We start from the raw sequence: 25,935 nt of genomic DNA on the forward strand, positions 1-25,935 counted from the left end.
ACCGAGGTCAGCGAAACAAAAACTGCGGACCCTTCGGACAAGGATCGTGTGGCAAAACAAATAGATAGAGCGGAATTCCGATCCATCGATCACTTTCCACTCTAGAGCAATTCCAGGAAAAGTGCGTAGCGGTTTTCCGTCCGGAATTGGGTAGAACAAAGGGTTAGAGCGTTTCCGTAAAAAACGGAAACGCTCCAGGAAATCGGGAGGACAGAATGGCCGGAATTCCGACGACGGCGCGTGTGGTCATCATCGGCGGCGGCGCGGTGGGCGTATCGGCCCTCTATCATCTCGCCAAGGCGGGCTGGACCGATTGCGTTCTGCTCGAAAAGAACGAACTGACCTCCGGCTCGACCTGGCACGCGGCTGGCAACGTGCCGACCTTTTCGTCCTCCTGGTCGCTGATGAACATGCAGCGCTATTCGACCGAGCTCTACCGGGGGCTGGCGGCAGAAGTCGACTATCCGATGAACTACCACGTCACCGGCTCGATCCGGCTGGCGCACAGCCAGGAGCGCATGCAGGAATTCCAGCGCGCCAAGGGCATGGGCCGCTATCAAGGCATGGCGATCGAAGTCATCGGCACCGACGAGGTCAAGGCACGCTACCCTTTCATCGAGACACATGAATTGCAGGGCGCACTCTACGACCCGAATGACGGCGACATCGACCCGGCCCAGCTCACCCAGGCACTCGCGAAGGGCGCACGCGACAAGGGCGCCAGGATCATTCGCTTCTGCCCGGTTATCGCCGTGCGGCGCGAGCGCAGCGAATGGGTGGTGGTGACCGAGAAAGGCGAAATCCGCTGCGAATACGTCGTCAACGCCGCCGGCTATCGTGCCGCCGAAGTGGGCAGGATGTTCGGCCGTGAAGTGCCAATGATGGTGATGAGCCATCAATACATTCTCTTTGACGAAATCCCCGAGCTTGCTGCCTGGTCGAAGGAAGCCGGCCACAAGTTGCCGCTGCTGCGCGACGTCGATTCCTCCTACTACCTGCGCCAGGAAAAGAACGGCATGAATCTCGGCCCCTATGAGCGCAACTGCCATGCGCACTGGGCCACCTCAGGCGACCCGATGCCGGCCGACTTCTCGTTCCAGCTCTTCCCGGACGATCTCGAGCGGCTGGAATGGTACCTGAACGATGCCATCGAACGGGTCCCCATTCTCGGCACCGCCGGCCTTTCCAAGGTCATCAACGGCCCGATCCCTTACGCACCGGACGGCAACCCGCTGCTTGGGCCGATGCCCGGCGTGCCCAACGCTTTTGAGGCCTGTGTCTTCACATTCGGCATCGCCCAGGCCGGCGGCGCCGGCAAGGTGCTCGCCGAATGGGTGACGGAAGGCCAGACCGAATGGGACATGTGGTCATGCGATCCACGCCGCTTCACGGCGTTCGGATCGGCTCAGGACTATGCCGTCGCCAAGGGTATGGAAGTCTATGGCCACGAATACGCCATCCATTTCCCACGCCACGCTTGGCCGGCGGCACGCGACCGCAAGCTTTCGCCGCTGCATGAACGCCTGAAGGCCATGGGAGCACAGTTCGGCGCCTATAATGGCTGGGAACGTGCAACCTGGTACGCCAAGCCGGGCGACGACATTTCGGAGCAATCGACGCAGACCTTCGCCCGCTCAGGGCCGTGGGAGCCACGCATTCGGGAGGAATGCCTGGCCGTGCGCGATGCCGCCGGCATTCTCGACCTGCCTGGATTCAGCCGTTTCCGCCTGAAAGGTCCCGGCGCCCGCGCGTGGCTCTCCACCCTGACAACCGGTGTGGTGCCGAAGCCCGGCCGCATCGGCCTCGGTTATTTCGCCGACGACAAGGGTCGTATCGTCACCGAGATGTCGATCATGGCCTTGGAGGAGGACTTCTTTTTCCTGATCACCGCCGCGGTGGCACAGTTGCATGACTTCGAGTGGCTTTCGAAGCAACTCCCCCAGGGCACGGAAATCACGCTGCAGGATATGACCGAGAGTTTCTCCTGCCAGATTCTGTCCGGACCGAATTCACGGGCCATACTGACCGATGTGACGGACGCTGATCTGACCTTGCCCTGGCTCTCGCATCAATCCTGCCAGATTGCCGGCCGCTGGCTGCAATTGGTGCGCGTCTCCTTTGCCGGCGAACTCGGCTGGGAATTGCACACCAAGGTTGAGGATACTGCCGCCGTCTTCGACGCCGTCTGGACTGCCGGGCAGAAGCACGGCCTGAAACCCTTCGGCATGTTCGCCCTCGACAGCCTGCGTCTCGAAAAAGGTTACCGTGCCTGGAAGGGCGATCTCTCGACCGACTATACTATTTTGCAGGGTGGGCTGGAACGCTTTGTGAAATGGGACAAACCGGATTTCCGTGGCAAGGCGGCGCTGCTGAACGAGAAGCAGCAAGGCGTGCAGAAACGGTTTGCGACGCTGGTCGTGCAGGCCCCTGGGGAATGCGACGCGCCCTACATGTCCACACTTTGGCATGACGGTACGATCGTTGGCGAAACGACGTCGGGAGGTTGGGGTTACAGGGTGGACAAATCCATTGCGCTCGGCATGGTGCGCGCCGATCTGGCCGTGCCGGGCACCGAAATCGAAGTCGAGATTTTCGGCGAACGCTTCAAGGCGACGGTCCAGGAGGACAAACCCTTGTGGGACCCCGAAAATCAAAGGCTGCGCGCATAATGACCCTTCCCTTCCCCGACCACACCTTCGGCGCCTTCCTCTTCGACATGGATGGCACCATCTTGAGCTCGATTGCCGCTGCCGAGCGGGTGTGGGCGACGTGGGCGCAGAAGCATGGACTTGATGTCGAGACGTTCCTGCCGACCATCCATGGCGTGCGCGCTGTGGAAACCATCCGCCGGCTGAACTTGCCCGGCATCGATGTCATGGCGGAAGTCGAAGCGTTGACTGAGGCTGAGTTCCAGGACGTCGAAGGCATCGAAGCCATTTCCGGCGCGGCAGCATTCCTCAATGAGCTGCCGCCGCTGCGCTGGGCGATCGTCACCTCGTCGCCGCGTCGGCTGGCGATCCGTCGGCTGGAAGCCACGGGTCTGCCGATACCGCCGCTGATGATCACGGGAGAAGATGTGGCCAACGGCAAGCCGGAGCCCGACTGCTTCCTGCTTGCCGCCGAAAGGCTTGGCCTGAATCCACAGGATTGCCTGGTCTTCGAGGACGCGCCGGCGGGCATCCAGGCTGCGGAAGCAGCCGGCACCAAAGTCGTGGTCATAACCGCCACGCACAAGCACACCGTCGAAACGACGCATCCAACCATCGCCGGATATGGTTCCCTGACACCCTTGCTCGCCGAGGGTGGCAGGCTGGTGCTCACCAAATCCGGTCCAACGACCTCTGCGATAGCAGGAGCCTGACATGCCAAAACCCTCTTCCCGCATTTCCGGCATCACGCCTTCCGGCAAGGACGGCTGGGAGGTCCATTTCGCTGCCTGGCAGCGCCTGGAAGCCGGCGAAGACATCATCATGCTCTCGGTCGGAGACCATGATTTCCATACGCCGGCCGAGACGGTAGAAGCCGGCGTTGCAGCGCTGCGCGCGGGTCATCATCATTACACCCAGTTGCCCGGCATCCCGGCATTGCGAGAGGCCATGGCGCGGATATCCACGCGATGCGCCGGCGTGAAGACGAGCCCCGAGCAAATAATTGCCACGCCCGGCGGCCAGGCGTCGCTTTATGCCGCCGTACAGGGCGTGCTCGACCCAGGCGACCACGCCATCGTCGTAGCGCCCTATTATGCCACCTACCCTGGCACATTCCGCGCCGCTGGCGCCGATTTCACGGTGGTCGAGACCCGCGCCACGGATGGCTTCCAGCCTGACCCAAAGGCGATCGAGGCAGCGGTACGGCCGAACACGCGGGCCATGCTGATCAACACACCGAACAACCCGACCGGCGCGGTCTATTCCGTGACGTCGCTGGAAGGCATCGCCGATATCTGCCGCCGACACGATCTGTGGCTGCTGAGCGACGAGGTCTATTGGACGCTGGGCGACAGCGAGCATCTGTCGCCCCGCGCCCTGCCCGGCATGGAAGAGCGCACGCTGGTCATCAACTCGATGTCGAAGAGCCACGGCATGACCGGCTGGCGCCTGGGTTGGCTGACCGGCCCGCAGGAACTGATCACGCTGCTGATCAGCCTCAACCTTGTCATCACCTACGGCCTGACCGATTTCGTCAGCCGCGCTGCCATCGAAGCGCTCAACAACGATTACGGTGTGGAACAGATCGCCGCGCTCTATGCCGGGCGGCGTAAGCTCTTCCTCGACGCGGTGCGCGGCATGAACAACGTGACCGTTCGCGGCTCTGAAGGTGGCATGTATGCCATGCTCGACATCAGTGCGGTCGAGCCGGATGACGAGAAATTCGCCTGGACCTTCCTCGACCGCGAGAATGTCGGTGTCATGCCGGGTTCCTCCTTCGGCGATGCCGCCGCCGGTCACATCCGCATCAGCCTGTGCCAGCCAGAGCCCATCCTTCTCGAGGCAGCCGACAGGTTGCGCCGTTTCGTTTCCACCTATCGACGCGAGGCCGCATGACCGCCCTGCCCTCCAAAGCCCGCGCCGTCATCATCGGCGGCGGCGTGTCCGGCTGCTCGGTGGCCTACCATCTGGCCAAGCTCGGCTGGACCGATATCGTGCTTCTGGAACGAAAGCAGCTGACGTCGGGCACCACATGGCATGCTGCCGGCCTGATCGGCCAGTTGCGCGCTTCGCAGAATATGACGCGGCTGGCGAAGTACTCCGCCGACCTCTACGTCAAGCTTGAGGAAGAAACCGACGTCGGCACCGGCATGCGCCAGGTCGGCTCCATAACCGTCGCCCTGACCGAGGAACGCAAGCACGAAATCTACAGGCAGGCATCGCTTGCCCGCGCATTTGACGTCGACGTGCGCGAGATTTCTCCCAGCGAAGTCAAGGAGATGTATCCGCATCTCAACGTGTCCGACGTGGTGGGCGCGGTGCATCTGCCGCTCGACGGCCAGTGCGACCCGGCCAATATCGCCATGGCTTTGGCGAAAGGCGCGCGCCAGCGCGGCGCCAGGATCGTCGAGAACGTCAAGGTCACCAGGGTTCACACCAGAAGCGGGCGCGTATCCGGCGTATCGTGGGCACAGGGAAAGGACCAGGGCACGACCGAGACCGATGTGGTCATCAATTGTGCCGGCATGTGGGCCCGCGAATTGGGCGCGCAGAATGGCATCACTATTCCGCTCCACGCCTGCGAGCATTTCTATCTTGTCACTGAACCGATCGCCGGGCTCACTCGCCTCCCGGTCCTGCGCGTGCCGGACGAGTGCGCCTACTACAAGGAGGATGCCGGCAAGATGATGCTCGGCGCCTTCGAACCCAAGGCCAAGCCCTGGGGCATGGAGGGCATCCGCGAAGACTTCTGCTTCGACCAGTTGCCCGAAGATTTCGAGCATTTCGAGCCCATCCTCGAAATGGGGGTGAATCGCATGCCGATGCTGGGCACGGCCGGTATCCACACCTTCTTCAACGGCCCTGAAAGCTTCACGCCGGATGACCGCTATTATCTCGGCGAAGCGCCGGAACTCGGCGGTTATTGGGTCGCAGCCGGCTATAATTCCATCGGTATCGTTTCCTCGGGCGGCGCAGGCATGGCGCTGGCGCAGTGGATCAACGATGGCGAGGCGCCGTTCGATCTCTGGGAAGTCGACATCCGCCGCGCCCAGCCGTTCCAGAAGAACCGCGCCTATCTGAAGGAGCGCGTCTCCGAAACGCTTGGACTGCTTTATGCCGATCACTTCCCCTACCGCCAGGTCGTGACGTCCCGCGGCGTGCGTCGTTCGCCCATCCACGAACATCTGAAGGCGCGCGGCGCGGTGTTCGGCGAAGTCGCCGGCTGGGAACGCGCGAACTGGTTCGCCAGGGACGACCAGGAACGCGAATACCGCTATTCCTGGAAACGCCAGAACTGGTTCGACAACCAGCGCGAGGAACATCTGGCCGTGCGCAACAATGTCGGCCTGTTCGACATGACCTCCTTCGGCAAGATCAGGATCGAGGGCCGCGATGCGCTTGCCTTCCTGCAGCGGCTGTGCGCCAACGACCTCGACGTTGCGCCGGGCCGGATCGTCTACACGCAGATGCTCAATCGACGCGGCGGCATCGAAAGCGACCTGACCGTCTCGCGCCTTTCCGAAACGGCCTTCTTCGCGGTTGTTCCAGGCGCCACGCTGCAGCGCGATCTCGCCTGGATGCGCAGGCACGTGAATGACGAGTTTGTCGTCATCACGGACGTGACAGCCGCCGAATCCGTGCTCTGCCTCATGGGACCACGCTCACGTGACTTGATTCAAAAGGTGAGTCCAAACGATTTCTCGAACGAAACCAACCCGTTCGGTACATTTCAGGAAGTCGAGATCGGCATGGGTCTCGCCCGTGCTCATCGCGTTACCTATGTCGGCGAACTCGGTTGGGAACTTTATGTCCCGACCGACCAGACCGCACACGTCTTCGAAACGATCGAGGAAGCCGGCAAAGACCTTGGCCTGAAACTATGCGGCCTGCACACGCTGGATTCCTGCCGCATCGAAAAAGCCTTTCGCCATTTCGGCCATGACATCACCGACGAGGATCATGTGCTGGAAGCCGGCCTCGGCTTTGCGGTGAAAACAGCAAAGGGCGATTTCATCGGCCGCGACGCGGTGCTGGCAAAGAAGGATGCCGGGCTGGAGCGCCGCCTGGTGCAATTCCGCCTGACCGACCCGGAACCGCTGCTGTTCCACAACGAAGCGATCGTGCGCGACGGCAAGATCGTCGGCACCGTTACATCAGGCAATTACGGCCATCATCTCGGCGGCGCCATCGGCATGGGCTACGTGCCGGCCAGCAGCGAGAGCGAAGCCGATATCCTCGGATCCCGTTATGAGATCGAGATCGCCGGCGAACGCTTCGCCGCAGAAGCCTCGCTGAAGCCGATGTATGATCAGAAATCTGAGAGGGTGCGGATGTAGTATCTTCCTTCTCTCCGTTCACGGGGAGAAGGTGGTCCGAGGGACCGGATGAGGGGCAGAGCCTGCCTTGCAAGGTTCATGCCGCCCCTCACCTGCCTGCCGGCATCCTCTCCCCGTAAACGGGAGAGGAGAACCATCCTCAAAACGCCTTCAACTTATGCCGTACCTGCCCGAGGAAAGCCGCCCGGCTTTGCGGCGTCGAGGCATCCATCAGATAGTGCGCCAGGAACAAGGTCTTGCAGCGCTTGGCGCACAAGGCACGAATGCCACGCAGAATCGTCTTTCGGCCCGGATGGCCGACGACATGCGACCACCAGCGCGGCGCGCCGCAGGTCGTCACCACCGCGATCTTGTGGATGTGCCCCATCAGCGGTGTGATCCGTCCGGCGGAGTCGAGCGCAAACGCGACGTCCTTGGCCCAGACACGGTCCAGCCATCCCTTCAGCATTGCCGGCAGTCCGTACCACCAGGTCGGATAGACAAAAACGATCGCCTCCGCCCATTTCAGATGAGCGATGTGTTCCACCAGCGCCGGGTCGGCCGGCGCGCGTTCGTTGTATTCGCGCCGTTCGCCGTCTCGCATCACCGGGTCGAAATTCTCGGCATAGAGATCAACCAGCCGTGCCTCGCAACCCTTGGCAGCGATAGCTTCGAGCGCGGCATCGCGCAGAGCCGCGCAGAAGCTTTCCGGTACAGGATGGCAATAGACGACCAGCACCCGCATGCTTAACCAGCCTTCGCCAAGCCTTTGAAAAGGAACGTCCTTCCAGAGCGGTAATCGTAGTCGGGATTTTCCCACGCGATCATCTTGCCGGGATTGAGCAGCCCTTGCGGGTCGGCCTCGCGCTTGAAGGCGAGCTGGACGGAATCCGTCTGCTTCATGCCACCCTCCTCCAGCGTATAGCGGTGCGGATTGAAGATCGGGCAGCCATTCTCCTCAAACAGCTGCACGATTTCGTCCAGCCGCTCTTCCGTGGTGAAGCGCACCAGGTTCAGACCGAAACAGGTGATGTTGCCGTCCAACCGCACGAACTCCAGATGCGAGAACACCTCGCCGGGAAACATCGCGTCGATCTTCTCGACCAAGGCCAGATGATTGGGAAACGGATAGAGCGATTGCAGGTAGGTGATCGACGGATCGACGCGCAGCGCCCGCAGCGTCGTGTGGTTCCACGCCAGTTCGAAGGCCGGCGGCAGGCCCTTCTTCTCCTCCTCACTCAACGTGGCAGCGTTGAAGATAACCTCACCGCCTTCGCGTCGCGTGAAGGCAAGGAATGCGTCGAGCGAATGCGAGGCGACCATGATCGCGCAGATGCTTTGCCCCTCGCGCAGGAACTTCTGGTGCCTCTTGAAATAAAGTTGCGGAACCGGTGCGGCGATCGGCGTGATCAATTTGGTCAGCAGCCCATCCTGGCAGGCCAGTGCGTTGGCGTAACGCGCAGTGCCCATGAAGCTGTCGAAACCGACCAGTACGTCCACCCAGTCATAGGATGCCGTCAACGGCATCTCGACTTCAGTGATGATGCCATTGGTGCCATAGGCATGGGTGACCTTGTGCAGATCCTCGCCGGTCAATTCCAGTATCCTTGGCTCGGCCTCCATGGTTACGACGCGTAGCCGGACGATGTTGCCGAAGTCACGCAGACCGCCGAAATTGATCGAGCCGACACCACCAGAGCCGCCGGCGATGAACCCACCGATGGAAGCCGTATTGTAGGTGGAAGGGTGCAGGCGCAGTTCCTGCGCAGAATGTGCACGCGTCGCGCGATCGATATCGGCGATGATCGCACCCGGCTGGCACGCCACGCGGCCGGGAGAAATCGCAACGATTTCGTTCATTTCAGCCAGATTGAGCACCACGCCGCCGGAAAGCGGCATCGCCTGCCCGTAATTGCCGGTGCCCGTGCCACGCGGCGTCACCGGCACGCGATGCGAAAAGCAGGCCGCGAGTATGCGGACCACTTCCGCCTCGGATTTCGGCGATATGACGAGATCGCCGGTGACATGTTCGAGCTGGCGCTTGAGCACAGGGCTGTACCAGTAGAAGTCGCGGCTCTTCTGCTGGACGATCTTTTCGTTATCCTCGACCTTGAGCCCCTCGAGGTCTCGTTTCAGCGCCGCGATATCCATCATGCCCTCATCAGATCATCGAGCTCGGCATAGTCCGGCAGGCTGGTGTCGATCGGCTTGCCGTCGCGGATGACAATGCGATCGGCTTCCGGGCGCGACAACAGCTCGGTCCAGTTCCGCCCTTTGAAAACAACCAGATCTGCCGGTCCGCCTGGCTGCAACACACCCGTATTGTCGAGTTGCATCGTCTTGGCCGGCGTCTGCGCGACCGCGCGTGGCCAATCGCCGACCGGGTGGTCGAGATGCAGGATACGCGTCGCCATGCGGTAGACTTCGAGCATGTCGAGATCGCCATAGGCGTAGAATGGATCACGCGTGTTGTCGGAAGCCACCGCGACCGGAATACCGCGTGCCTTCATTTCATGCAGCAGTGTCACGCCGCGCCAGCGCGGCGTGGTTTGGTCATGCCGGCGATCCTGCAGGTAGAGATTGCACATCGGCAGCGAAACGACGGCTATTTTAGCCCGTGCCACCTTGTCCAAAGTATCGAGCACCTCGCCGTCAGGCTGACGCGCCAGGGAACAACAGTGGCCGACGAGGATCTTGCGTTCAAAGCGATGACGTAACGCCGCTTCCGCTATTTTTTTCAGGGAGATCGCATCGATGGCGTCGGTCTCGTCGGCATGGAAATCAAGGTCGAGGCCATGTTCGACGGCGAGCGCGAACATCCGGTCGAGCAAGGCATCGAGATCGGGAACCATATAGGTAACTGCGCCGAGAACGCCCCTTGCCCCGGCCACGCGCCGCGCCAATCCTGCAAACCAGGCTTGGTCACGGGTTTCCTCGATACCGACGAGGCAAGCCGCTTGCAGGTCGATGCGCCCATGCCACTTTTCGCGGATGTCCTCGAATACCGGCCAGGAAATGGCGTCCTGGGGCGCCGCGCTGTCGAGATGTGTGCGGATGGCCTTGGTTCCATGCGCGAATGCCGTGCGCAATGCAAAATCCATGCGCCGCGAAACGTCCTTTGCGCTCCAGCGCGCCGCCCGGTCAGCATGTGCAGCATACAATGCACCGGCAAACGAACCATCCGGATTGGGGCTACGCTGCCAGATATGACCCTTGTCGAGATGGGTGTGGCAGTCGACAAAACAGGGCAGGACGATGCGGCCCTTGAGATCGACCGCCCCCGGAGAAGCCGGCGTTCCCAAACGGTGAGGAGCAATGGAGACAATGCGACCGCCATTGATGGCGACATCGGCACTCACAAAGCCGTCTGCGTCGGCAAGGCCGTCGAACCCGACAGTCAGCGAGGCATGAAGGCGAGCATTTTCAAATGTATAGATTCCAGATGGCGGGATCGGCAGCTTGTTCAATACACCTCCGCGTCCGCCACGGCCCGGTCACTCGACGTGAACGGGATGCAGCCTCGGCAATTGTATGAAGCGTCCGCCATCATGCCTCCTGCTTTAGCGCACTCTCGTGCCAGCGGCGCAGAATGAGATGCGACAGCAATGACAGTGCGAGAAAGATGACGATGCCGGTCAGTGAAATCAGAATGAGGGCAGCGAACAGCCGTGGCGCGTTCAGCCGATAACCCGCCTCGATGATGCGCGAAGCGAGACCCGAAGCCTGGCCGGACGTGCCGGCAACGAATTCAGCCACCACGGCACCGATCAGCGAGAGGCCGCCGGCGATTTTCAGCCCCCCGAGGAAATAGGGCATGGCCGCCGGCAGACGCAGGTGCCACAGCTCCTGCCAACGCGTGGCGCCGTTCAGCTGAAACAGATCGCGAAGATTGCGGTCGACCGAATTCAGCCCCAGCGTCGTGTTGGAGAGGATCGGAAAGAAGGCGACGATCCAGGCGCACAGCAAAAGCTTGGCGGTCTGGTTGTCGACATAGATGTTGATCAGCGGAAAGATCGCCACGATCGGCGTCACCTGCAGGATGACGGCGAAGGGAAAGAACGACATCTCCACCCATTTCGACTGGGCAAACAGCACAGCCAGCCCCACCCCGCCGAGAATGGCGAGCACAAGGCTGAGGAATGTGATCTTGAGCGTGACCAGCAACGAAGAGAACAGCAGCGGCGCGTCGTCCTGCAAGGTCTGCACCACCACGCCCGGCCTCGGCAGGATGTATTTAGGAATGTCGTTCCATACGCAGATGCGGTCCCAGAACCAGACCGCCAGTACCATGATGGCAAGCGGCAGTACCCAGGAGCCTATCTTTTCCAGTCGCTGCTGGCGAACACGCCGCGCCTCTTCAGGGTCGAGCACGACCGACCGGTTGTCGATGGCGGTCATGGCCGTGCCTCCACCTGGGCATCCATGGCCGCGCTCAGCTCGTCAGACGTTCGCCGGCACAGCTCCGCATAGGTTGATGACGTGCGGAACGCCTCGTCGCGCGGATAAGGCGCATCGACCGTCATGTCGCGGAACACACGTCCCGGCTTGGCGGCCATCACGACAATACGGCTGGACAGGAAGACGCTTTCAAACACGCTGTGGGTGACGAAGACGGCGGTGAAACGCTCCTGTTGCCACAGTTCCAGCAGGTCGTTGTTGAGCTTGAAGCGTGTGATCTCGTCCAAGGCCGCAAACGGCTCGTCCATCAGCAGCACGCGCGGCTTGGTGACCATGGCGCGCGCGATGGAAACGCGCATCTTCATGCCGCCGGAAAGTTCCCTCGGCACCGCGTCGGCGAAGTTTTCCAGGTGCACGCGCGCCAGCATCTCCATCACCGCCGACGTGGCTTTGAGGCGCGACACACCACGCAGGCGCAGCGGCAGCCAGACATTGTCGAAGACACTCGCCCAGGGCAGCAGGGTCGGTTCCTGGAAAACGTAACCGACGCAATCGTCCCCCAGCGCCTTGCGCCATTCCAGGTGACCAGAGGTCGGGGTGGAAAGCCTTGCGATCAGCCTGAGCGCCGTTGACTTGCCGCAGCCCGAAGGACCGAGCAGGCTGACGAAATCGCCTTCGCGGACAGCAAGATTGACGTTGTCCAACGCGGTCACGCCATTGGAGAACACCTTGCCCACGCCCTTGAAGGAAAGCAGCGGCGCGGCTCCGCGCTGCCAGCTGTCGTCCCTGTCGGCCACCTTCTGCAACATCAGTGCCTTTCCGCGGATAAGCGCCCGTTTCCCCTTCTCCCCCTACGGGAGAAGGACGGGGCCTGCGCCTGCCACGCGATTTGCCGGGATACCACTCACTTCTTCAGATCGAGACCGACACCCTTGTTCACGAACTGCAGCGTGTAGCCCTTCTTGATGTCGATGCCGGCCGGCAGCACCTTTGCCTTGACCATCTTGTCGTAGAAGCTCTGCATGCGCTCATCCGTCATGGCACCGATGCCGAGCTTTTCGGTGTCACCGGAATCGACGATGCCGTACTTCTTCATCATCTCGATGGAGAAAGCGATCTGTTCATCGTTGATGTCGGGATTGTCCTTCTTGATCGCTTCGTTGGCGGCCTTGTTGTCGCCGTAGAGGTAATTGTACCAGCCCTTGGCCGAACCATCGACGAAGCACTGAACAACCTCAGGCCGCTTGTCGATCGTGGTCTGCATCGCCTCGATGGTGGTGGCGTAGGTGTTGAAGCCATTGTCGGCGAGCAGGAACAGATTGGGCTGGAAGCCACCTTCCTTGGCAACCGCATGCGGCTCGGAGGTCACATAACCCTGTTGGATCGACTTCTTGTTGGCAATGAAGGCAGCGGGGTTGAAGGTGTAAGGCACGCGCTTGGCCGCGTCGAAGCCGAACTCCGACACCATCCACAGGAAGAAGCTCTGCGCGCCCTCGTCGCCGATGATGTATTGTTCAGCTTTCGGCAGATCCTCCCACTTGTCCAGGCCCTCGCCCGGATGCGCCATGATGACCTGCGGTTCCTTCTGGAAAGTCGCAGCGACGACGCGCAGCGGAATGCCCTGATGCACCGCATCGAAAGCCTGCAGCATGTTGCCGCCCATGTAGAAATCGATCTTGCCGGCCATCAGCAGCGGCCGTCCGCTGCCCTGCGGGCCACCCTGCTGGATGGTGACATCGAGGCCGCAGGCGGCATAGGAACCGTCGGCGACGGCCTGATAGTAGCCGCCATGCTCGGCCTGGGCGAGCCAGTTGGTCGCAAACGTCACCTTCTCGTTAGCCGTCGCGGCGGACATCCAACCGCCGAACAACACCGCGGCCGCCACAGTGGCCTTGGCCAAGATCTTCGTCATCGATTTCCTCTCCCCTTCGCTCACCCGGAGCACAGCATCACTATCGACCGACAAAGCAAAGGCCGTGCCACAACGCCCGCCGCGCATTTCCGGAAGAACATTGCGATGAGTATTCCCTGCCCTGCAGCTTCGTTCGTCATCGTGCCCACTTTCCAGGCAGCTGTCCATGAGTAGTTCACGATCAAAGTAATGTTGGCACCACGCAAGCGGTGCTTGAATCGCAACCTCAAGCGGGCCTAGTTTCGCAGCCTCGAATGGAGACCGCGATGTTCCGCTATCTGATGCCCAAATCGATCAAGCCGCCTTTCGCCCGCTATAGCCATGGCGTCGAAGTCCCTGCCGGCAAGCGGCTCATCCTGTGCGCCGGCCAGGTCGCAATCACCGCCGATGACAACATCCCCGAAGGGGTCGAAGAACAGACCGAGCTCTGCTTCAAGAACATCGCTGCCGTATTGGCTGAGGCCGGCCTCAGCCTGAAGGATGTCGTGCGCATCAACGCCTATGTCACCGATCGCGCTTATCTCAGGCCTTATATGGCCGTGCGCGACCGCACCTTTGCGGACCCGGCACCGGCGTCCACGCTGATGATCGTCGGCGGTTTCGCGCGACCGGAATTCAAGGTCGAGGTCGAGGTGATTGCGGCAGGGTGAGCAGCCCGCGCCCTTTCCTTGTGATAGACAAGCCCGAATGGGCTGCCCACAATCCGGAGACTGATGTGACGACGAAAAGACGCGTGTGGTGGGGCGATTTCCGCACCACGGAATATGCTTCCATAGATCCCGAAACGACGATCGCGGTGTTGCCGGTGGCGGCGATCGAGCAGCACGGCCCGCATTTGCCGGTGTCGACCGACACCAGCATCATGAACGGCATGCTGGAGACGGTGATCGAGCGCCTGCCCGCCGATCTCGACATCCGTATCCTGCCTGTGCAGGCGGTCGGCAAATCCAACGAACATGTGCATGCGCCGGGAACGCTTACTCTGCCGCCGGCAACGCTGATCGACGCCTGGACCGAGCTTGGTCTTTCCATCGCGCGCGCTGGGTTGAAGAAGCTCGTCGTCGTCAACTCGCATGGCGGCAATGAGGAGATCATGGGCATCGTCACGCGCGAACTGCGCGTGCGCGAAAAAATGCTTGCCGTGAAGACGAGCTGGCAGCGCTTCGGCCGCCCCGCCGGCATGTATACGGAACTCGAAGATCGCCATGGCATCCATGGCGGCGATGTCGAAACCTCGCTGATGCTGCATTTCCGCCCGGACCTGGTCGCCATGGACAAGGCTGAGAACTTCGTTTCCAACGTCGCCAAGGCAGAGAAGGCGTTTTCACTGCTGCGCCAGACCGGCACCCATGCCTATGCCTGGATCGCGCGAGACTTGAACCCCCACGGCGTGGTGGGCGATGCTTCGATTGCCACCGCCGAAAAGGGCCGGCTCACGGCCGAGCACCAGGCTGATGGGTTCATCACGCTGCTGAAGGATGTCCGTAAAGCGAAGTTAAGCGATTGGGTGCTGTGAGGCAGAGCGCTGCCTTCTCGTCCTGGCGAGAGTGGAAGGCGCCACTCACTCGATCTCAAGCTCGAACGGCACGCCCTCGTAAGCATCGGCACCGCGGCCGATCGAGGCGATGGCTGTGATCATGCGGCCATTGCGGCCGAGGATGTGATCGGCCACCGCAACAAGCCGTGGATTGGGTGTGGCTGACGGCGAAAGCCAGCGCAATGTCTTCGCCAATTCCATCTCGTCGCGCTTGGGAGCGAGAGCAGCCGCGATGATGTAGGCCGAGGCCGTCGAACGGCTTATCCCGGCGTAACAGTTGACCACCAGTGGACGCGACCGATCCCAACTCTGGGCGAAGCCAAGCAACGCACGCACATGCTCTTCGCCGGGCAAGGTCATGCCCTCCTGCGCCTCGGCGATGTCATGCATGACCAGATGCAAGTGGTTTTCCGGCCGGATTACCGCCGGGCGCATCATATCCGTGCCCGCCGCCAGCAGAGACAACAGACGTTCTGCGCCTGCACGGTTGACAGTGGCTTCGACCTTGGAGAGCGGACAGACGATGATCATGCGCGGATCCTGTTTTGGGAACCATCATCCTTCGCGGCCCAGCCTGCAAGAGCGGCGTCCAGCCGTTGCCACTCCTCTTCCGAACCCGGCAAACCGGAACGCAGCGTGCCCGGACGTTCCGCGAAATGGCGCAGCAGGATACCCTCCCGCCCCAGCGCATTGAACAGGCCTGACGCGTTGCCGAAGTCCAGATAGCGGAACAATGAAGTACCGCCAGCCACCGGCACGCCTCGACCTGCAAACAATGCATCGAGCCGGGCGGCGTCCTTCGTCAATTGCTGCCGCATCGCCTCTTGCCACGCGATGTCGCCAAGCGCGCGGATGCCGTACTCCAGTGTCGGCCCCGCCACGGCCCAGGGGCCAAGCTGGCTGTTGAGCTGTGCGGCCGTCGCGCGCTCCGTCAGCGTGAAGCCGAGCCGCACGCCGGCAAGCCCGAAGAACTTGCCGAAGGAACGCAGGACCACCAACCCGCCATGCCCGGCGTCGGCAGCGAGACTCGCCTCGCGCGGGCCGACATCCATGAAGGCTTCGTCGACCACGAGCAGACCACCCTTTGCCTTCATGCGATCTGCAAGGTTAAGCAGCCGCTCGCGCGAAACGACGCGCCCGTCCGGATTGTTGGGATTGACCACGATGGCGAGGTCCGCCTCGGCCAGCGCGTCGAAATCCGTCGTTTCGGAAACGACGTGGCCGGCAATGGCGGCTGCCCGGGCGTGTTCGGCATAGGTTGGCGACAGCACCAGCGCGCGGCCTGCCCTCACCAGCGAGGCGACCCGCGGCAGCAGGATCTGGGTGCCCGGCGCCGCGACCACGTTCCCGGCCGACTGCGCGCCATAGGCAGCCGCAGCAACCGCCAGCAATTCGGAAAGCCGTGCTGCTTCCGGCAGCCGGGTGAAGGCGGTGGCGGGCGGATCGAAAAGTGGATAGGAGTGCGGATTGATCCCGGTCGAGAGATCGACGAACGGTTCCGGTGCGTCAGGAAACAGTGCCCGCGCCCGGCCAAGACTTCCGCCGTGATCAACTGCCGCAATTGCCTCGCCTGGAAGCCGCATGTCCGCCCTGACCGCCTTTCTATCGCTGCTGATCGAAGCTCGGCTCGGCTATCCGGACCGGCTGTTTCGCGCCATCGGCCATCCGGTGACGTGGATCGGCGCCCTGATATCCTGTCTCGATCGCGGGCTCAACCGCGCCGCCGACAGCGACGCGGCGCGTCGCATGGCCGGCCTGTTTGCGCTGCTGGTCATCGTTGTCGTGCCCGCAACGATCGCTCGGCTCGCCGAATCGGCCCTGCTTGCCCTGCCGCTCGGCATTGTTGCCGTCGCACTGCTCGGAAGCTCGCTTCTGTCGCAGAAGAGCCTCGCCAGCCATGTCGAAGCAGTGGCTGACGCCCTCGACAGCGGCGGTCTCGTTGCCGGGCGTAAGGCGGTCTCGATGATCGTCGGCCGCGACCCGGAAAAACTCGATGAAGCCGCTGTCGGGCGTGCCGCCATCGAGAGCCTGGCCGAGAATTTCTCGGACGGCATCGTCGCCCCCGCCTTCTGGCTTGGCGTCGGCGGATTGGCCGGTGGTGCCGCCTACAAGGCCGCCAACACCGCCGATTCCATGATCGGCCACCGCACCGAGCGCCACGAGGCTTTCGGCTGGGCAGCGGCGCGCTTCGACGACCTCATCAATCTGCCCGCCTCGCGCCTGACCGGCCTGCTGATCGTCGCCGCCGCGTTTTTCGTCAAGGGCGCTGATCCGGCCGAGTCCTGGCGCGCCATGCGGCGCGACGCCCGTTTTCATCGCTCGCCCAATGCCGGCTGGCCGGAGGCCGCGATGGCCGGCGCTCTGGGCCTAGCGCTTGCCGGCCCACGTTCCTACGGCGGTGTCCTGGTGGAAGGCCGCTACATGGGAGAAGGCGGCCGCGCCGGCGTCACCAGCGCCGATATCCGCCAGGCGCTGAGGCTTTACTGGACCGCTGACATGCTGCTCATCGTACTGCTCGGCGCGATCGCGCTAATGATCTGGTAGCCTTTAGAGCGCCGCGCGTCCGTTCGGACGCGCAAAGGACGCTCTAACACTTTTAAGCTGCACATCGTGCTTTCCGAAAACCGATTCCGATTTTCGGGCCGATGCGCTAAAATTCTATTCCCTGCTGCGCTTTCACGCCGGCGGAAAAATGATGCTTGGTCGCTCCCATCTCGGTGACGAGATCGGCAACTTCGGTGAGCGCCGGCTTGGCATTGCGACCGGTAACGACGACATGCAGGTCCTCGCGACGCCCCTTCAGGGCATCCACGACGCGATCGATATCCAGATAATCATAGCGCAGCGCGATGTTGAGTTCGTCCAGCACCAGCAGGCTGATTGAAGGGTCTGCCATCAGCTCTTCCACCTTGACCCAGGCAGCTTCGGCAGCGGCGATGTCTCGCTTCAGGTCCTGTGTTTCCCAGGTGAAGCCTTCGCCCATTGAATACCACACCAGTTGATCGCCGAAGGCCTTGAAAGCGTCCTTCTCGCCGGTATGCCACTTGCCCTTTATGAACTGCACGACACCGACACGCCGGCCGTAGCCCAGCATGCGCAGCGCCAGTCCGAAGGCCGCCGTGGTCTTACCCTTGCCAGGCCCGGTATTGACGATGAGCAGCCCTTTCTCGATCGTCTTTTGCGCCACCTCGGCATCCTGCACCGCCTTGCGCTTGGCCATCTTGGCACGATGGCGCTCGGCTTCGCTCTCATTGATTCCGGTCATGTCATTTCACCTTGAGCGGCAGGCCGGCAACGGTCAGCACCACACTGTCGGCGACCGCTGCGACCTGCTGGTTGAGACGCCCGGCGGCGTCACGGAAGCGGCGTGCCAGCGCATTATCCGGCACGATGCCAAGGCCGACCTCATTGGACACCACGAACCACGGGCCGCGTGGTTTCGACAGTGCGGCCTTCAGCTTCGCGCATTCGGCCTCCACGTCATGCTCGGCCAGCATGTGATTGGTGAGCCAGAGCGTGAGGCAATCGACCAGCACCGGACGCCCTTTGCGCAAGCGCTCCAGCGCCCCGACGAGGTCGAGTGGCGCATCCACCGTTTCCCAACCTTCGCCACGCCGAGCACGATGATGCGCGATGCGTTCGCGCATCTCATCGTCATAAGCTTGGGCGGTCGCGATATAGGTCCACGGCGCCGGCAGCGCCGTAACCAGCTTTTCGGCATGCGCGCTCTTGCCCGAGCGCGCGCCGCCGATAACCAAGGTCAGGCGATCAGGCAAAGCTGTCGCGAAGGCTCGCCGACTGCCCGGTGAAACGACCGCGCACGACGCCGACGACAACGCCCAGCACAACCCAGAACACCAGGTTGGTCAGCGTGACCGCCACGACGAACTGGTGATGCAGTCCTTCCGGGATCGGCGTGTCATAGCTCTCCGGCTGCGGCGCGCCCACGACATGCGGCGCGACAATCAGCACGATGGCGAGCACCGTCAGCGGCAACGAGCGTCGGAAGGCGATCAACGCCAGACCGATGGCCGTGGCAGCGACGGTGGAAATCCACCAGACCTGCCGGGGCAGCAGTTCGGCAGCCGGCATCGCCGGCAGCTCCGGGGGCAGGCCGAGACCCGGTGCCAGCGTAAAGACTGCAAAGCCGGCAAGCCCCCAGAACACACCCTGGCGCCAATTGCCGATGCCGCCGGCGAATTCCGAGAACGCAACAAGGATCAACGCGAAACCGATGCCGGTGACGACGTTGGAGAGCACGTTGAAGGAGAAGCGTTCGACGCCGTCAGCAGGCGCCCAGCCTTCCTCTTCCTCGGCCGGAGCGGCGGCTGCTGCTGGAGCCGGCGCCGCCGAGCTCATCGCATTGCTGCCGGCATCGGCTGCGGGTGCCGCAGGCGCGGCCGCATGTTCGTGGCCGCCCGCGGCCTGCTCATAGACTTCCGCTTTCAGGATCAGCGGAACGGTTGCGTAGGCCTGCAGGCAAGCGAGAACGATGCCGGCCAATAGACCCGCGATCGCCGCGACGAACACGACGTTGCGAAAAACAGACATGGCGGGTTCCCCCTGGTTAGTGGCAGGGGAACGCCATCGAGTGGCGCGCGTCGTGGGCAGCGTTGTGCACCGCTTCGATATGCGAGAAGCCAGTGAAGCCGATGACGAAAATGCCGAGCAGGCCGGCAAGTGCCAATTGCAGGAAACGCGACTGCGAGGAGGCCGAGGCGCCGATAGAAACGGAAGCGGTATTCATGGTCTGTCCTTTCGCCCTCCACCCGAGGGCATTACCGTCATTGCTGTCGCCGGCAGGTCTCCTGGCTTGCGGATCAGCGCCCTTCCCCACCTTCCCGAGGCAAACCTCAGTGGCATTGGAGAGGACTACCGCTCACAGTTGCGGGGGCAGCCACGGCTTCGGATGGATTTCCCCTTCCCCACCGTATTCCCTCTTGGTCCCGAAGGGACCGACGACAGGCGGACTATAGAAAGAATCGCAGCGTCCGGCAAACCAAATTCCGCCATCTACGGATGCGGAAGCGTCATTGCGGCAGGCGGTCGTTACATCGACTTTGGCAGATATCGCCAGGTGACAAGCGCACAGACGGCAGCAAGGCAGCCCAGTGTGGCGAAAACGGATCCCAACCCGAAGAACGTCAGCACCACGGAATAGACCAGCGGCGGCGTCAGTTCCGAGAAGTCGAGATAGGTGCGATAGACCGCAGCCATCTGCGACCGCTCATAGGCACGCACCGATCGCATGAAGGCGGTGGAGCCGATGGCGTCGAGCGCGATGGTGAACAGGGCACCGACCAGCAGCAGCCCGGCGGTGGCGAGCGGAATGAGTTCGCCAATAGCGCCAGCAAGCCAGAGCGATATTGCCATCCCGATGAAGGCAAGCGTCATCACGTTACGCGCGCCATAACGCTTGCCTGCCCTGCCCCAGTAAATCGCTGCGAACAGAAGAGCGTTGCCGGCCGAGACCAGCAAGCCGCCGGCGAGTTCGCCCTGGCCGGTAATGACCATGAACAGCGGGCCGTAGACGAAGAAGGTGGTCCAGTAGCAGGACCGGCCGAAGGCGATGAGCCAGGCGAGCCTCAACCTTGGCTGGCTGACGAAGCGCCCGATATTGGCGAACGGATTGATGGGTCGGCTTTTGCCGGGCACGATCATCGGATTGTCGCCCAGCCGGTAATACCAGAACAGGGCGAGCAGACAGAGCGCGAAGATGGCAACCGCTCCGTGCGCGGCATAGATGCCGTAGCGCGTATAGAGGAAGATGCCGAGCGTGGGACCGCTCGTCCAGGCGATCATCGACCACGCCATGCGCAAGGATTCGGCCTGCATCAGGTCGGTCTTGCGGATATGGTCCATGATGTAGAGGTTGAGCGTGATCGACAGCGCGCTCGCCCCCATCACCCGGCAGAGCATGCCGATGATCTGGCCTGGCAGCGAATGGGTGACGAAGAACAGCGAGCCGATGGCAAGCAGCAGCGCGCCAGCGGTGTAAACCCATCTACGCGCGAAGCGATGGATCAACATTGGCATGAACAGCGTGACCGACAGGCCCAGCAGCGACACTATCGTATAGAGGATCGAGACCGTCTGCTCGTTCTTCAGGATCTCATAGGCCTGGATCGGGATGACCGAGGCGACCGTGGCGCGCGCGCAGGATTCGATGGCATAAAGCGAGGCAAAGGTGCGCGCATCCGCCGGCGGTACAGCCGGTAGCCAGATCGGATGGCGGACATGCGTGGACATGAATTCCCAGACTAGCGACTCGCAACGGAAATCTGCGTCGCTGACGGCCGAATCGGTAGCAGGAAACCGACGCACTCATGCCGGAATGCGAAGCCGGCCAACGGGTTTTGAGGGCTGGTACAACGGCGCCAGCGATTTTCTTCTTTTTTGAAAGAAGATGCAGTGCATCTCCCGCCCACTCTCGCTTCGCCCGCATCCATGCTAGGCATGGCACGGTTGCAATTTCGAATCCTGCCGCATGAGCCTTGAACAGCAGATTTCCTCCTCCCGACGCATTGCGCTGATCGACGTCTTGCGTGGCATCGCGCTTCTGGCGATGGCCAGCTACCACTTCACCTGGGACCTCGGATTCTTCGGTTACACGAGCCTGGGACTGACCGCGCACGGCCCCTGGAAGCTCTATGCACGCTGTATCGCCTCGAGCTTCCTCTTCCTGGTCGGTGTCTCGCTTGTGCTCGCGCATGGCGAGCGCATCCGCTGGCGGGGCTTCTGGATCCGCTTCGCCATGGTGGCGGTGGCGGCGGCTGCGATCTCTGTGGCGACCTATTTCGCCACACCCGAAAGCTTCATCTTCTTCGGCATCCTGCATCAGATCGCGCTGGCCAGCGTGCTCGGGCTTCTGTTCCTGCGCCTGCCTGCGCTGCTGACGCTGGTCGTCGCCGCGCTGGTGGTCGCGGCTCCTTTCTATCTGCGCTCGCCCTTTTTCGATCATCCTGCACTTTTATGGGTCGGCCTCTCCTCGGCCGACCCGCGCTCGAACGACTACGTCCCGCTGTTTCCCTGGTTCGGTGCGGTAATGATCGGCATCGGCGTGGCCAAACTGGCCAAGGCGGCCGGCTTGTTCGAACGACTGGCGACCATTTCACTCAGCCAGACATTTCAGCGTCCCCTCACCTTCATCGGCCGCCACAGCCTGGCCTTCTACCTGATCCACCAGCCCGTGTTGATCGGTTGCGTATGGCTGTTTGCGCAAGCGTGGCCCGCCCCGGCACAAGATCAGAAGCTCGGCTTCACCAATACCTGCCAGGCATCGTGCCAGGACAGCCGCGACGCCGCCTTCTGCGTGCGCTATTGTGGATGCATGCTCACCGCGGTCGAAAAGGACGGGCTGCTGACCGGCATCATGAGGGGCGACCAGTCGGCTTCGGCCAGGACCCGCCTCAGCGATCTCATCAGCACCTGCACGGTTCAGACCGAGGACGCCATGAGCCCGGGGGAACCACAATGACCGACACCGCTCGCCTTCCGTTTCCACTGCCGCCGATCATCTTCCTGATCGCGTTGATTGCAGGGGTTGTCCTCGGCATCCTCTATCCTTTGCCCTGGTTCGGCGACGTCCTGGGCGACATCCTGTTCGGCTTCGGCTGGCTGGCTGCGTTGGGCGCGGTGGCGTTGTGGTTCGCGGCCATCCGCATGATGTTCAGGGCCAGGACGCCACTGAACCCAGTGGCCACGCCGACGCATCTTTTGACCGGCGGTCCATTCGGCATCAGCCGCAACCCGATCTATCTGTCGCTGGCAACGCTGGTTGTCGGTATCGGGCTGATCACCGGCAACATCTGGCTCATCCTGCTTGCCTTCGTCGCGGGGCTGTTAACCAGCAAGCTGGTGATCCAGCGAGAGGAAAAGACGCTCGCTGGCAAATTCGGCAAGAAATATCACGACTACGCCAAGCGCGTACGCCGCTGGATCTGAGGCAATTCCCGGCCACGCACCGTCAGATAATTGCTGACGTGCGTTTGTTAGCCGGCCCGCTCGATGCGGATCACTTGCGCCTTGTCGGTCAGGTGACCGTCCTTGGTGATGGCCTCCACCGCCTTGCGCACCGCCGCTTCCGTCGTTTCGTGCGTGACGAGAATGACGGTCTTCTTGTCGACGACCTCCGGCCCGACAGCGTGCTGAACGATCGATTCCAGCGAAATATCGTTGTCGGCCATACGCTTGGCCACGGAAGCGAATACGCCGACACGGTCGTGCACGGTGAGGCGAATGAAGTAGCCGCCGGCATGGCTGCGCATCTGCGCTTTCTTGTAAGGTTTCAGTTCCCTGGCCGGACGACCGAACACCGGTCCGTGCTGGAAGCCGGGCTGGCTCTTGGCGATGTCGGCGATATCGCCGACCACCGCCGAGGCCGTGGCATTGCCGCCGGCGCCAGGGCCGGACAGCAACAATTCGCCCAGGATGTCGGTCTCGATAGCCACCGCGTTGGTAACGCCGTGCACCTGTGCGATCACGGAGGCGGTCGGCACCATGGTCGGGTGCACGCGCTGTTCGATACCGCTTTCGGTGCGTTGGGCAACGCCGAGCAGCTTGATGCGATAGCCGAGTTCGGCGGCGGCACGAATGTCGGCCTGGGTGATGTTGGAAATGCCTTCCAGATAGATGTCGTCGGCAGCGATCTTATGCCCGAAAGCCAGGCTGGTGAGGATGGCGAGCTTGTGGGCGGTGTCGTTGCCTTCGATGTCGAAGGTCGGATCAGCCTCGGCATAGCCGAGACGCTGCGCATCCTTCAGGCACGCTTCGAAGGATAGGCCCTCGGCCTCCATGCGGGTCAGGATATAATTGCAGGTGCCGTTCAGGATGCCAAAGACGCGGTTGACCGAATTGCCGGCCATCGCCTCGCGCATCGTCTTGATGACCGGAATACCGCCGGCCACCGCCGCCTCATAGTTGAGCAGCACGCCTTTCTTCTCGGCGATCTCGGCCAGCGCCACGCCATGCTTGGCAAGCAGTGCCTTGTTGGCCGTCACCACATGTCGGCCGGCTTCGAGCGCAGCTTTCACGCTTTCGCGCGCGGGGCCTTCGTCGCCGCCTATCAGCTCGATGAAGACATCGATTTCGTTCGAACGGGCGAGATCGATCGGATTGTCGAACCACGAGACATTGGAAAGATCGACACCGCGATCCTTGCCACGGCTGCGCGCAGAGACGGCGGTCACGGTGATGGTGCGGCCACACTGGCGGGTTAGTTCGGCCGCCTTTTCCGTGAGCACACGCACCACCGAAGCCCCGACGGTGCCGAGGCCGGCAATTCCAACACGCAAGGATTCAGCCATGATGGACGGCCCCTCTTTCTCGGTCTTTCAGGATTGTCTGCGGCAGTTCAGCGATGTGCTGCCAGTGGCACCACATTGTTGGGCTGCTTGGCGGTGGTCGCCAGGAATTTCTTGATGTTGCGGGCCGCCTGCCGGATGCGGTGCTCGTTCTCGACCAGAGCCAGGCGCACGTAATCGTCGCCGTGCTCACCGAAGCCGATACCAGGCGCTACAGCCACATCGGCGTGCTCGATCAGCAGCTTGGAGAATTCGAGCGAACCGAGATGCTTGAACGGCTCGGGGATCGGTGCCCAGGCGAACATCGTGGCGGCGGGCGCCGGGATGTCCCAGCCCGCGCGGCCGAAGGCATCGACCATCACGTCGCGGCGCTTGTGGTAGATATCGCGCACTTCCTCGATGTCGGAACCATCACCGTTGAGCGCCGCGGTGGCCGCGACCTGGATCGGCGTGAAGGCGCCGTAGTCGAGATAGGACTTGACGCGCGTCAGCGCCGCGATCAGCCGCTCGTTGCCGACGGCGAAACCCATGCGCCAGCCGGGCATGGAGAAGGTCTTCGACATCGAAGTGAACTCGACGGTGACGTCGATCGCGCCCGGCACCTGCAGCACCGAAGGGGGCGGGTTGCCGTCGAAATAGATCTCCGAATAGGCGAGATCCGACAGGATGATGATGTCGTTCTTCTTCGCGAAGGCCACCACGTCCTTGTAGAAGTCGAGTGTGGCGACATAGGCCGTCGGGTTGGACGGATAGTTGAGGATCAGTGCCAGCGGCTTCGGGATGGAATGGCGCACACCGCGCTCCAGCGCCGGAATGAAGCCGTCATTCGGCTCGGCCTGCAGCGAGCGGATGACACCGCCCGACATGATGAAGCCGAAGGCGTGGATCGGATAGGTCGGATCCGGGCACAAGACCACATCGCCCGGCGCGGTGATGGCCTGCGCCATATTGGCGAAGCCTTCCTTGGAGCCCAGGGTCGCCACGACCTGGGTGTCGGGATTGAGCTTCACACCGAAACGGCGGGCGTAATAATTGGCTTGGGCGCGGCGCAGGCCAGGAATGCCGCGCGAAGACGAGTAGCGATGCGTGCGCGGATCGCGTACCACTTCACACAGCTTGTCGACGATGGCCTTCGGGGTCGGAAGATCGGGATTGCCCATGCCCAGGTCGATGATGTCGGCGCCGCGTGACCGGGCACTGGCCTTCAGGCGATTGACCTGTTCGAAGACGTAGGGTGGAAGACGGCGGACTTTGTGAAACTCTTCCATGTTCGTTCCGATCGAGGGGCGCTTGGCGGCGCGCTATAACGTTATTTGCAATTCGGGTCGAGGGCGGGGTCGCACTTGGCCCCAATCTGCTTCAGGGCGTCCTTGGCGTGGCTGGCCTTGAGCTTGTCGAGCTCGGCGGCATCGGCCGCGGCAGCCGGATCACCCGGATGCGCCTGCACGTTGGACTTGGCGGCCGACAATTGCGCCAGCTTGGCGTTCTTCTCGTCTTCGGTGAACTGCGTTGCCGCATTCTGCGGCTTGATGTTCAGATTGGGGAATGTGCCGGTATCCTTCGGCCCGGTCACCGAGCCACCTGACTGTACGGCCGTTGAAGGTCCACTGCTCGAACTGGCGCAGCCAGTCATGGCAAGACCGCCGGCAAGAACGAGCGCCAGCGACAACCGCCCTGTGACGGCAATCAGAAGCTGACCAACACGATCCGTCATACTATTTCCCGCAATGGCCATTAAAGCTCACTTTCCCATCATGGGAGAGCAAAAGCATATTGGCTCCTATTCGACCTTGCATGATACTATGTCAAGAAATGGCTAGGG

25 protein-coding genes and 1 riboswitch are annotated in these 25,935 nt (G+C 62.3%); of the genes, 9 read left to right on the forward strand and 16 right to left on the reverse strand.

All coding sequences use genetic code 11. The features are described 5' to 3' along the window. Positions 1-215 precede the first annotated feature (215 nt). The 4 genes from AO692_RS00455 to AO692_RS00470 are packed head-to-tail and all read left to right on the forward strand — an operon-like array spanning position 216 to position 6,985. The gene (locus tag AO692_RS00455; RefSeq protein ID WP_054308058.1) at positions 216-2,669 is read left to right on the forward strand and encodes an FAD-dependent oxidoreductase; all 2,454 of its coding nucleotides are present in this window, start codon (positions 216-218) and stop codon (positions 2,667-2,669) included. Beyond that, positions 2,669-3,361: an HAD family hydrolase gene (locus AO692_RS00460; protein WP_054308059.1), complete on the forward strand. Its 693-nt coding sequence runs from the start codon at positions 2,669-2,671 to the stop codon at positions 3,359-3,361. The genes AO692_RS00455 and AO692_RS00460 overlap by 1 nt, the downstream gene beginning before the upstream one ends. A gap of 1 nt (position 3,362) precedes the next feature. Next, positions 3,363-4,544, forward strand: a complete 1,182-nt coding sequence (locus AO692_RS00465; protein WP_054308060.1) for a pyridoxal phosphate-dependent aminotransferase — start codon at positions 3,363-3,365, stop codon at positions 4,542-4,544. After that, on the forward strand, positions 4,541-6,985 hold the full coding sequence (locus AO692_RS00470; RefSeq protein ID WP_054308061.1) for an FAD-dependent oxidoreductase: 2,445 nt from the start codon (positions 4,541-4,543) through the stop codon (positions 6,983-6,985). The genes AO692_RS00465 and AO692_RS00470 overlap by 4 nt, the downstream gene beginning before the upstream one ends. 139 nt (positions 6,986-7,124) lie before the next feature. On the opposite strand, the gene AO692_RS00475 is transcribed toward AO692_RS00470, so the two are convergent. The 6 genes from AO692_RS00475 to AO692_RS00500 all read right to left on the reverse strand — a co-directional run bounded on the left by AO692_RS00475 (position 7,125) and on the right by AO692_RS00500 (position 13,217). After that, positions 7,125-7,709 (reverse strand): NAD(P)H-dependent oxidoreductase, encoded by a 585-nt coding sequence (locus tag AO692_RS00475; RefSeq protein ID WP_054308062.1) that lies wholly within the window; start codon positions 7,707-7,709, stop codon positions 7,125-7,127. 2 nt (positions 7,710-7,711) lie between these two features. Next, positions 7,712-9,115: an FAD-binding oxidoreductase gene (locus AO692_RS00480; protein WP_054308063.1), complete on the reverse strand. Its 1,404-nt coding sequence runs from the start codon at positions 9,113-9,115 to the stop codon at positions 7,712-7,714. Continuing rightward, the gene (locus AO692_RS00485) at positions 9,115-10,431 is read right to left on the reverse strand and encodes a cytosine deaminase (RefSeq protein WP_082407157.1); all 1,317 of its coding nucleotides are present in this window, start codon (positions 10,429-10,431) and stop codon (positions 9,115-9,117) included. Before AO692_RS00485 ends, AO692_RS00480 begins: the two co-directional genes overlap by 1 nt. A gap of 79 nt (positions 10,432-10,510) precedes the next feature. Beyond that, entirely contained in the window at positions 10,511-11,362 is an 852-nt protein-coding gene (locus tag AO692_RS00490; RefSeq protein ID WP_054308064.1) for an ABC transporter permease, read from the reverse strand. Then, the gene (locus AO692_RS00495; RefSeq protein WP_152979661.1) at positions 11,359-12,171 is read right to left on the reverse strand and encodes an ABC transporter ATP-binding protein; all 813 of its coding nucleotides are present in this window, start codon (positions 12,169-12,171) and stop codon (positions 11,359-11,361) included. The genes AO692_RS00490 and AO692_RS00495 overlap by 4 nt, the downstream gene beginning before the upstream one ends. Before the next feature lie 95 nt (positions 12,172-12,266). Beyond that, positions 12,267-13,217, reverse strand: a complete 951-nt coding sequence (locus AO692_RS00500; RefSeq protein WP_152979680.1) for an ABC transporter substrate-binding protein — start codon at positions 13,215-13,217, stop codon at positions 12,267-12,269. 323 nt (positions 13,218-13,540) lie between these two features. On the opposite strand from AO692_RS00500, the gene AO692_RS00505 reads away from it, so the two are divergent. Beyond that, the gene (locus AO692_RS00505) at positions 13,541-13,924 is read left to right on the forward strand and encodes a RidA family protein (RefSeq protein ID WP_054308067.1); all 384 of its coding nucleotides are present in this window, start codon (positions 13,541-13,543) and stop codon (positions 13,922-13,924) included. A 65-nt stretch (positions 13,925-13,989) separates the two neighbouring features. Continuing rightward, complete coding sequence (locus AO692_RS00510; RefSeq protein ID WP_054308068.1) at positions 13,990-14,790, forward strand: creatininase family protein; 801 nt, start codon at positions 13,990-13,992, stop codon at positions 14,788-14,790. 45 nt (positions 14,791-14,835) lie between these two features. Here the strand turns inward: AO692_RS00510 and AO692_RS00515 are convergent, their stop codons facing one another. Continuing rightward, entirely contained in the window at positions 14,836-15,342 is a 507-nt protein-coding gene (locus tag AO692_RS00515) for a tyrosine phosphatase family protein (protein WP_054308069.1), read from the reverse strand. Beyond that, a complete protein-coding gene (cobD, locus tag AO692_RS00520) occupies positions 15,339-16,394 on the reverse strand; it encodes a threonine-phosphate decarboxylase CobD (protein ID WP_054308070.1) in 1,056 nt (351 codons plus the stop codon). The genes AO692_RS00515 and cobD overlap by 4 nt, the downstream gene beginning before the upstream one ends. On the opposite strand from cobD, the gene cbiB reads away from it, so the two are divergent. After that, entirely contained in the window at positions 16,393-17,355 is a 963-nt protein-coding gene (gene cbiB / locus AO692_RS00525) for an adenosylcobinamide-phosphate synthase CbiB (RefSeq protein ID WP_054308071.1), read from the forward strand. The genes cobD and cbiB overlap by 2 nt on opposite strands. Before the next feature lie 106 nt (positions 17,356-17,461). On the opposite strand, the gene cobO is transcribed toward cbiB, so the two are convergent. From cobO to AO692_RS00550, 5 genes are all read right to left on the reverse strand, one after another. Then, positions 17,462-18,076 carry a cob(I)yrinic acid a,c-diamide adenosyltransferase gene (cobO, locus tag AO692_RS00530; protein WP_054308072.1) on the reverse strand — a complete coding sequence of 205 codons (615 nt, stop codon included), beginning with the start codon at positions 18,074-18,076 and terminating at the stop codon, positions 17,462-17,464. Between the two features lies 1 nt (position 18,077). Further along, positions 18,078-18,587, reverse strand: coding sequence for a bifunctional adenosylcobinamide kinase/adenosylcobinamide-phosphate guanylyltransferase (cobU, locus tag AO692_RS00535; protein ID WP_054308073.1), 510 nt, complete (start codon positions 18,585-18,587; stop codon positions 18,078-18,080). Continuing rightward, complete coding sequence (locus AO692_RS00540; protein ID WP_054308074.1) at positions 18,580-19,362, reverse strand: CbtA family protein; 783 nt, start codon at positions 19,360-19,362, stop codon at positions 18,580-18,582. The genes cobU and AO692_RS00540 overlap by 8 nt, the downstream gene beginning before the upstream one ends. Positions 19,363-19,378: 16 nt before the next feature. Beyond that, positions 19,379-19,558, reverse strand: a complete 180-nt coding sequence (locus AO692_RS00545) for a CbtB-domain containing protein (protein WP_054308075.1) — start codon at positions 19,556-19,558, stop codon at positions 19,379-19,381. Positions 19,559-19,591: 33 nt separating this feature from the next. Beyond that, positions 19,592-19,786: riboswitch (cobalamin riboswitch) on the reverse strand. Positions 19,787-19,860: 74 nt separating this feature from the next. Beyond that, complete coding sequence (locus AO692_RS00550) at positions 19,861-21,060, reverse strand: MFS transporter (RefSeq protein WP_054308076.1); 1,200 nt, start codon at positions 21,058-21,060, stop codon at positions 19,861-19,863. A 238-nt stretch (positions 21,061-21,298) separates the two neighbouring features. On the opposite strand from AO692_RS00550, the gene AO692_RS00555 reads away from it, so the two are divergent. Continuing rightward, entirely contained in the window at positions 21,299-22,288 is a 990-nt protein-coding gene (locus AO692_RS00555) for a DUF1624 domain-containing protein (RefSeq protein ID WP_054308077.1), read from the forward strand. Beyond that, entirely contained in the window at positions 22,285-22,755 is a 471-nt protein-coding gene (locus AO692_RS00560; protein ID WP_054308078.1) for an isoprenylcysteine carboxylmethyltransferase family protein, read from the forward strand. The genes AO692_RS00555 and AO692_RS00560 overlap by 4 nt, the downstream gene beginning before the upstream one ends. 47 nt (positions 22,756-22,802) lie before the next feature. On the opposite strand, the gene AO692_RS00565 is transcribed toward AO692_RS00560, so the two are convergent. From AO692_RS00565 to AO692_RS00575, 3 genes are read right to left on the reverse strand one after another with little or no spacing between them, the layout of a single operon-like run. After that, a complete protein-coding gene (locus AO692_RS00565) occupies positions 22,803-24,116 on the reverse strand; it encodes a homoserine dehydrogenase (protein ID WP_054308079.1) in 1,314 nt (437 codons plus the stop codon). Positions 24,117-24,163: 47 nt separating this feature from the next. Then, positions 24,164-25,381, reverse strand: a complete 1,218-nt coding sequence (locus tag AO692_RS00570) for an LL-diaminopimelate aminotransferase (RefSeq protein WP_054308080.1) — start codon at positions 25,379-25,381, stop codon at positions 24,164-24,166. A 41-nt stretch (positions 25,382-25,422) separates the two neighbouring features. Continuing rightward, positions 25,423-25,827 (reverse strand): hypothetical protein, encoded by a 405-nt coding sequence (locus AO692_RS00575; protein ID WP_054308081.1) that lies wholly within the window; start codon positions 25,825-25,827, stop codon positions 25,423-25,425. Between the last annotated feature and the right edge of the window lie 108 nt (positions 25,828-25,935).

The organism is Mesorhizobium sp. 1M-11, from assembly GCF_001303895.1.
Classification (GTDB): domain Bacteria; phylum Pseudomonadota; class Alphaproteobacteria; order Rhizobiales; family Rhizobiaceae; genus Mesorhizobium.

Bases quoted from the DNA above. Each gene is read 5' to 3' on its own strand.
- AO692_RS00565 (WP_054308079.1), bottom strand. From the start codon at position 24,116: ATGGCTGAATCCTTGCGTGTTGGAATTGCCGGCCTCGGCACCGTCGGG.
- cbiB (WP_054308071.1), top strand. From the start codon at position 16,393: ATGTCCGCCCTGACCGCCTTTCTATCGCTGCTGATCGAAGCTCGGCTC.
- AO692_RS00570 (WP_054308080.1), bottom strand. From the start codon at position 25,381: ATGGAAGAGTTTCACAAAGTCCGCCGTCTTCCACCCTACGTCTTCGAA.
- AO692_RS00540 (WP_054308074.1), bottom strand. From the start codon at position 19,362: ATGTCTGTTTTTCGCAACGTCGTGTTCGTCGCGGCGATCGCGGGTCTA.
- AO692_RS00550 (WP_054308076.1), bottom strand. From the start codon at position 21,060: ATGTCCACGCATGTCCGCCATCCGATCTGGCTACCGGCTGTACCGCCG.
- cobO (WP_054308072.1), bottom strand. From the start codon at position 18,076: ATGACCGGAATCAATGAGAGCGAAGCCGAGCGCCATCGTGCCAAGATG.
- AO692_RS00575 (WP_054308081.1), bottom strand. From the start codon at position 25,827: ATGACGGATCGTGTTGGTCAGCTTCTGATTGCCGTCACAGGGCGGTTG.
- AO692_RS00480 (WP_054308063.1), bottom strand. From the start codon at position 9,115: ATGGATATCGCGGCGCTGAAACGAGACCTCGAGGGGCTCAAGGTCGAG.
- AO692_RS00470 (WP_054308061.1), top strand. From the start codon at position 4,541: ATGACCGCCCTGCCCTCCAAAGCCCGCGCCGTCATCATCGGCGGCGGC.
- AO692_RS00495 (WP_152979661.1), bottom strand. From the start codon at position 12,171: ATGTTGCAGAAGGTGGCCGACAGGGACGACAGCTGGCAGCGCGGAGCC.
- AO692_RS00490 (WP_054308064.1), bottom strand. From the start codon at position 11,362: ATGACCGCCATCGACAACCGGTCGGTCGTGCTCGACCCTGAAGAGGCG.
- AO692_RS00545 (WP_054308075.1), bottom strand. From the start codon at position 19,558: ATGAATACCGCTTCCGTTTCTATCGGCGCCTCGGCCTCCTCGCAGTCG.
- AO692_RS00455 (WP_054308058.1), top strand. From the start codon at position 216: ATGGCCGGAATTCCGACGACGGCGCGTGTGGTCATCATCGGCGGCGGC.
- AO692_RS00475 (WP_054308062.1), bottom strand. From the start codon at position 7,709: ATGCGGGTGCTGGTCGTCTATTGCCATCCTGTACCGGAAAGCTTCTGC.
- AO692_RS00515 (WP_054308069.1), bottom strand. From the start codon at position 15,342: ATGATCATCGTCTGTCCGCTCTCCAAGGTCGAAGCCACTGTCAACCGT.
- AO692_RS00460 (WP_054308059.1), top strand. From the start codon at position 2,669: ATGACCCTTCCCTTCCCCGACCACACCTTCGGCGCCTTCCTCTTCGAC.
- AO692_RS00560 (WP_054308078.1), top strand. From the start codon at position 22,285: ATGACCGACACCGCTCGCCTTCCGTTTCCACTGCCGCCGATCATCTTC.
- AO692_RS00465 (WP_054308060.1), top strand. From the start codon at position 3,363: ATGCCAAAACCCTCTTCCCGCATTTCCGGCATCACGCCTTCCGGCAAG.
- AO692_RS00555 (WP_054308077.1), top strand. From the start codon at position 21,299: ATGAGCCTTGAACAGCAGATTTCCTCCTCCCGACGCATTGCGCTGATC.
- AO692_RS00505 (WP_054308067.1), top strand. From the start codon at position 13,541: ATGTTCCGCTATCTGATGCCCAAATCGATCAAGCCGCCTTTCGCCCGC.
- cobD (WP_054308070.1), bottom strand. From the start codon at position 16,394: ATGCGGCTTCCAGGCGAGGCAATTGCGGCAGTTGATCACGGCGGAAGT.
- AO692_RS00500 (WP_152979680.1), bottom strand. From the start codon at position 13,217: ATGTCCGCCGCGACGGCTAACGAGAAGGTGACGTTTGCGACCAACTGG.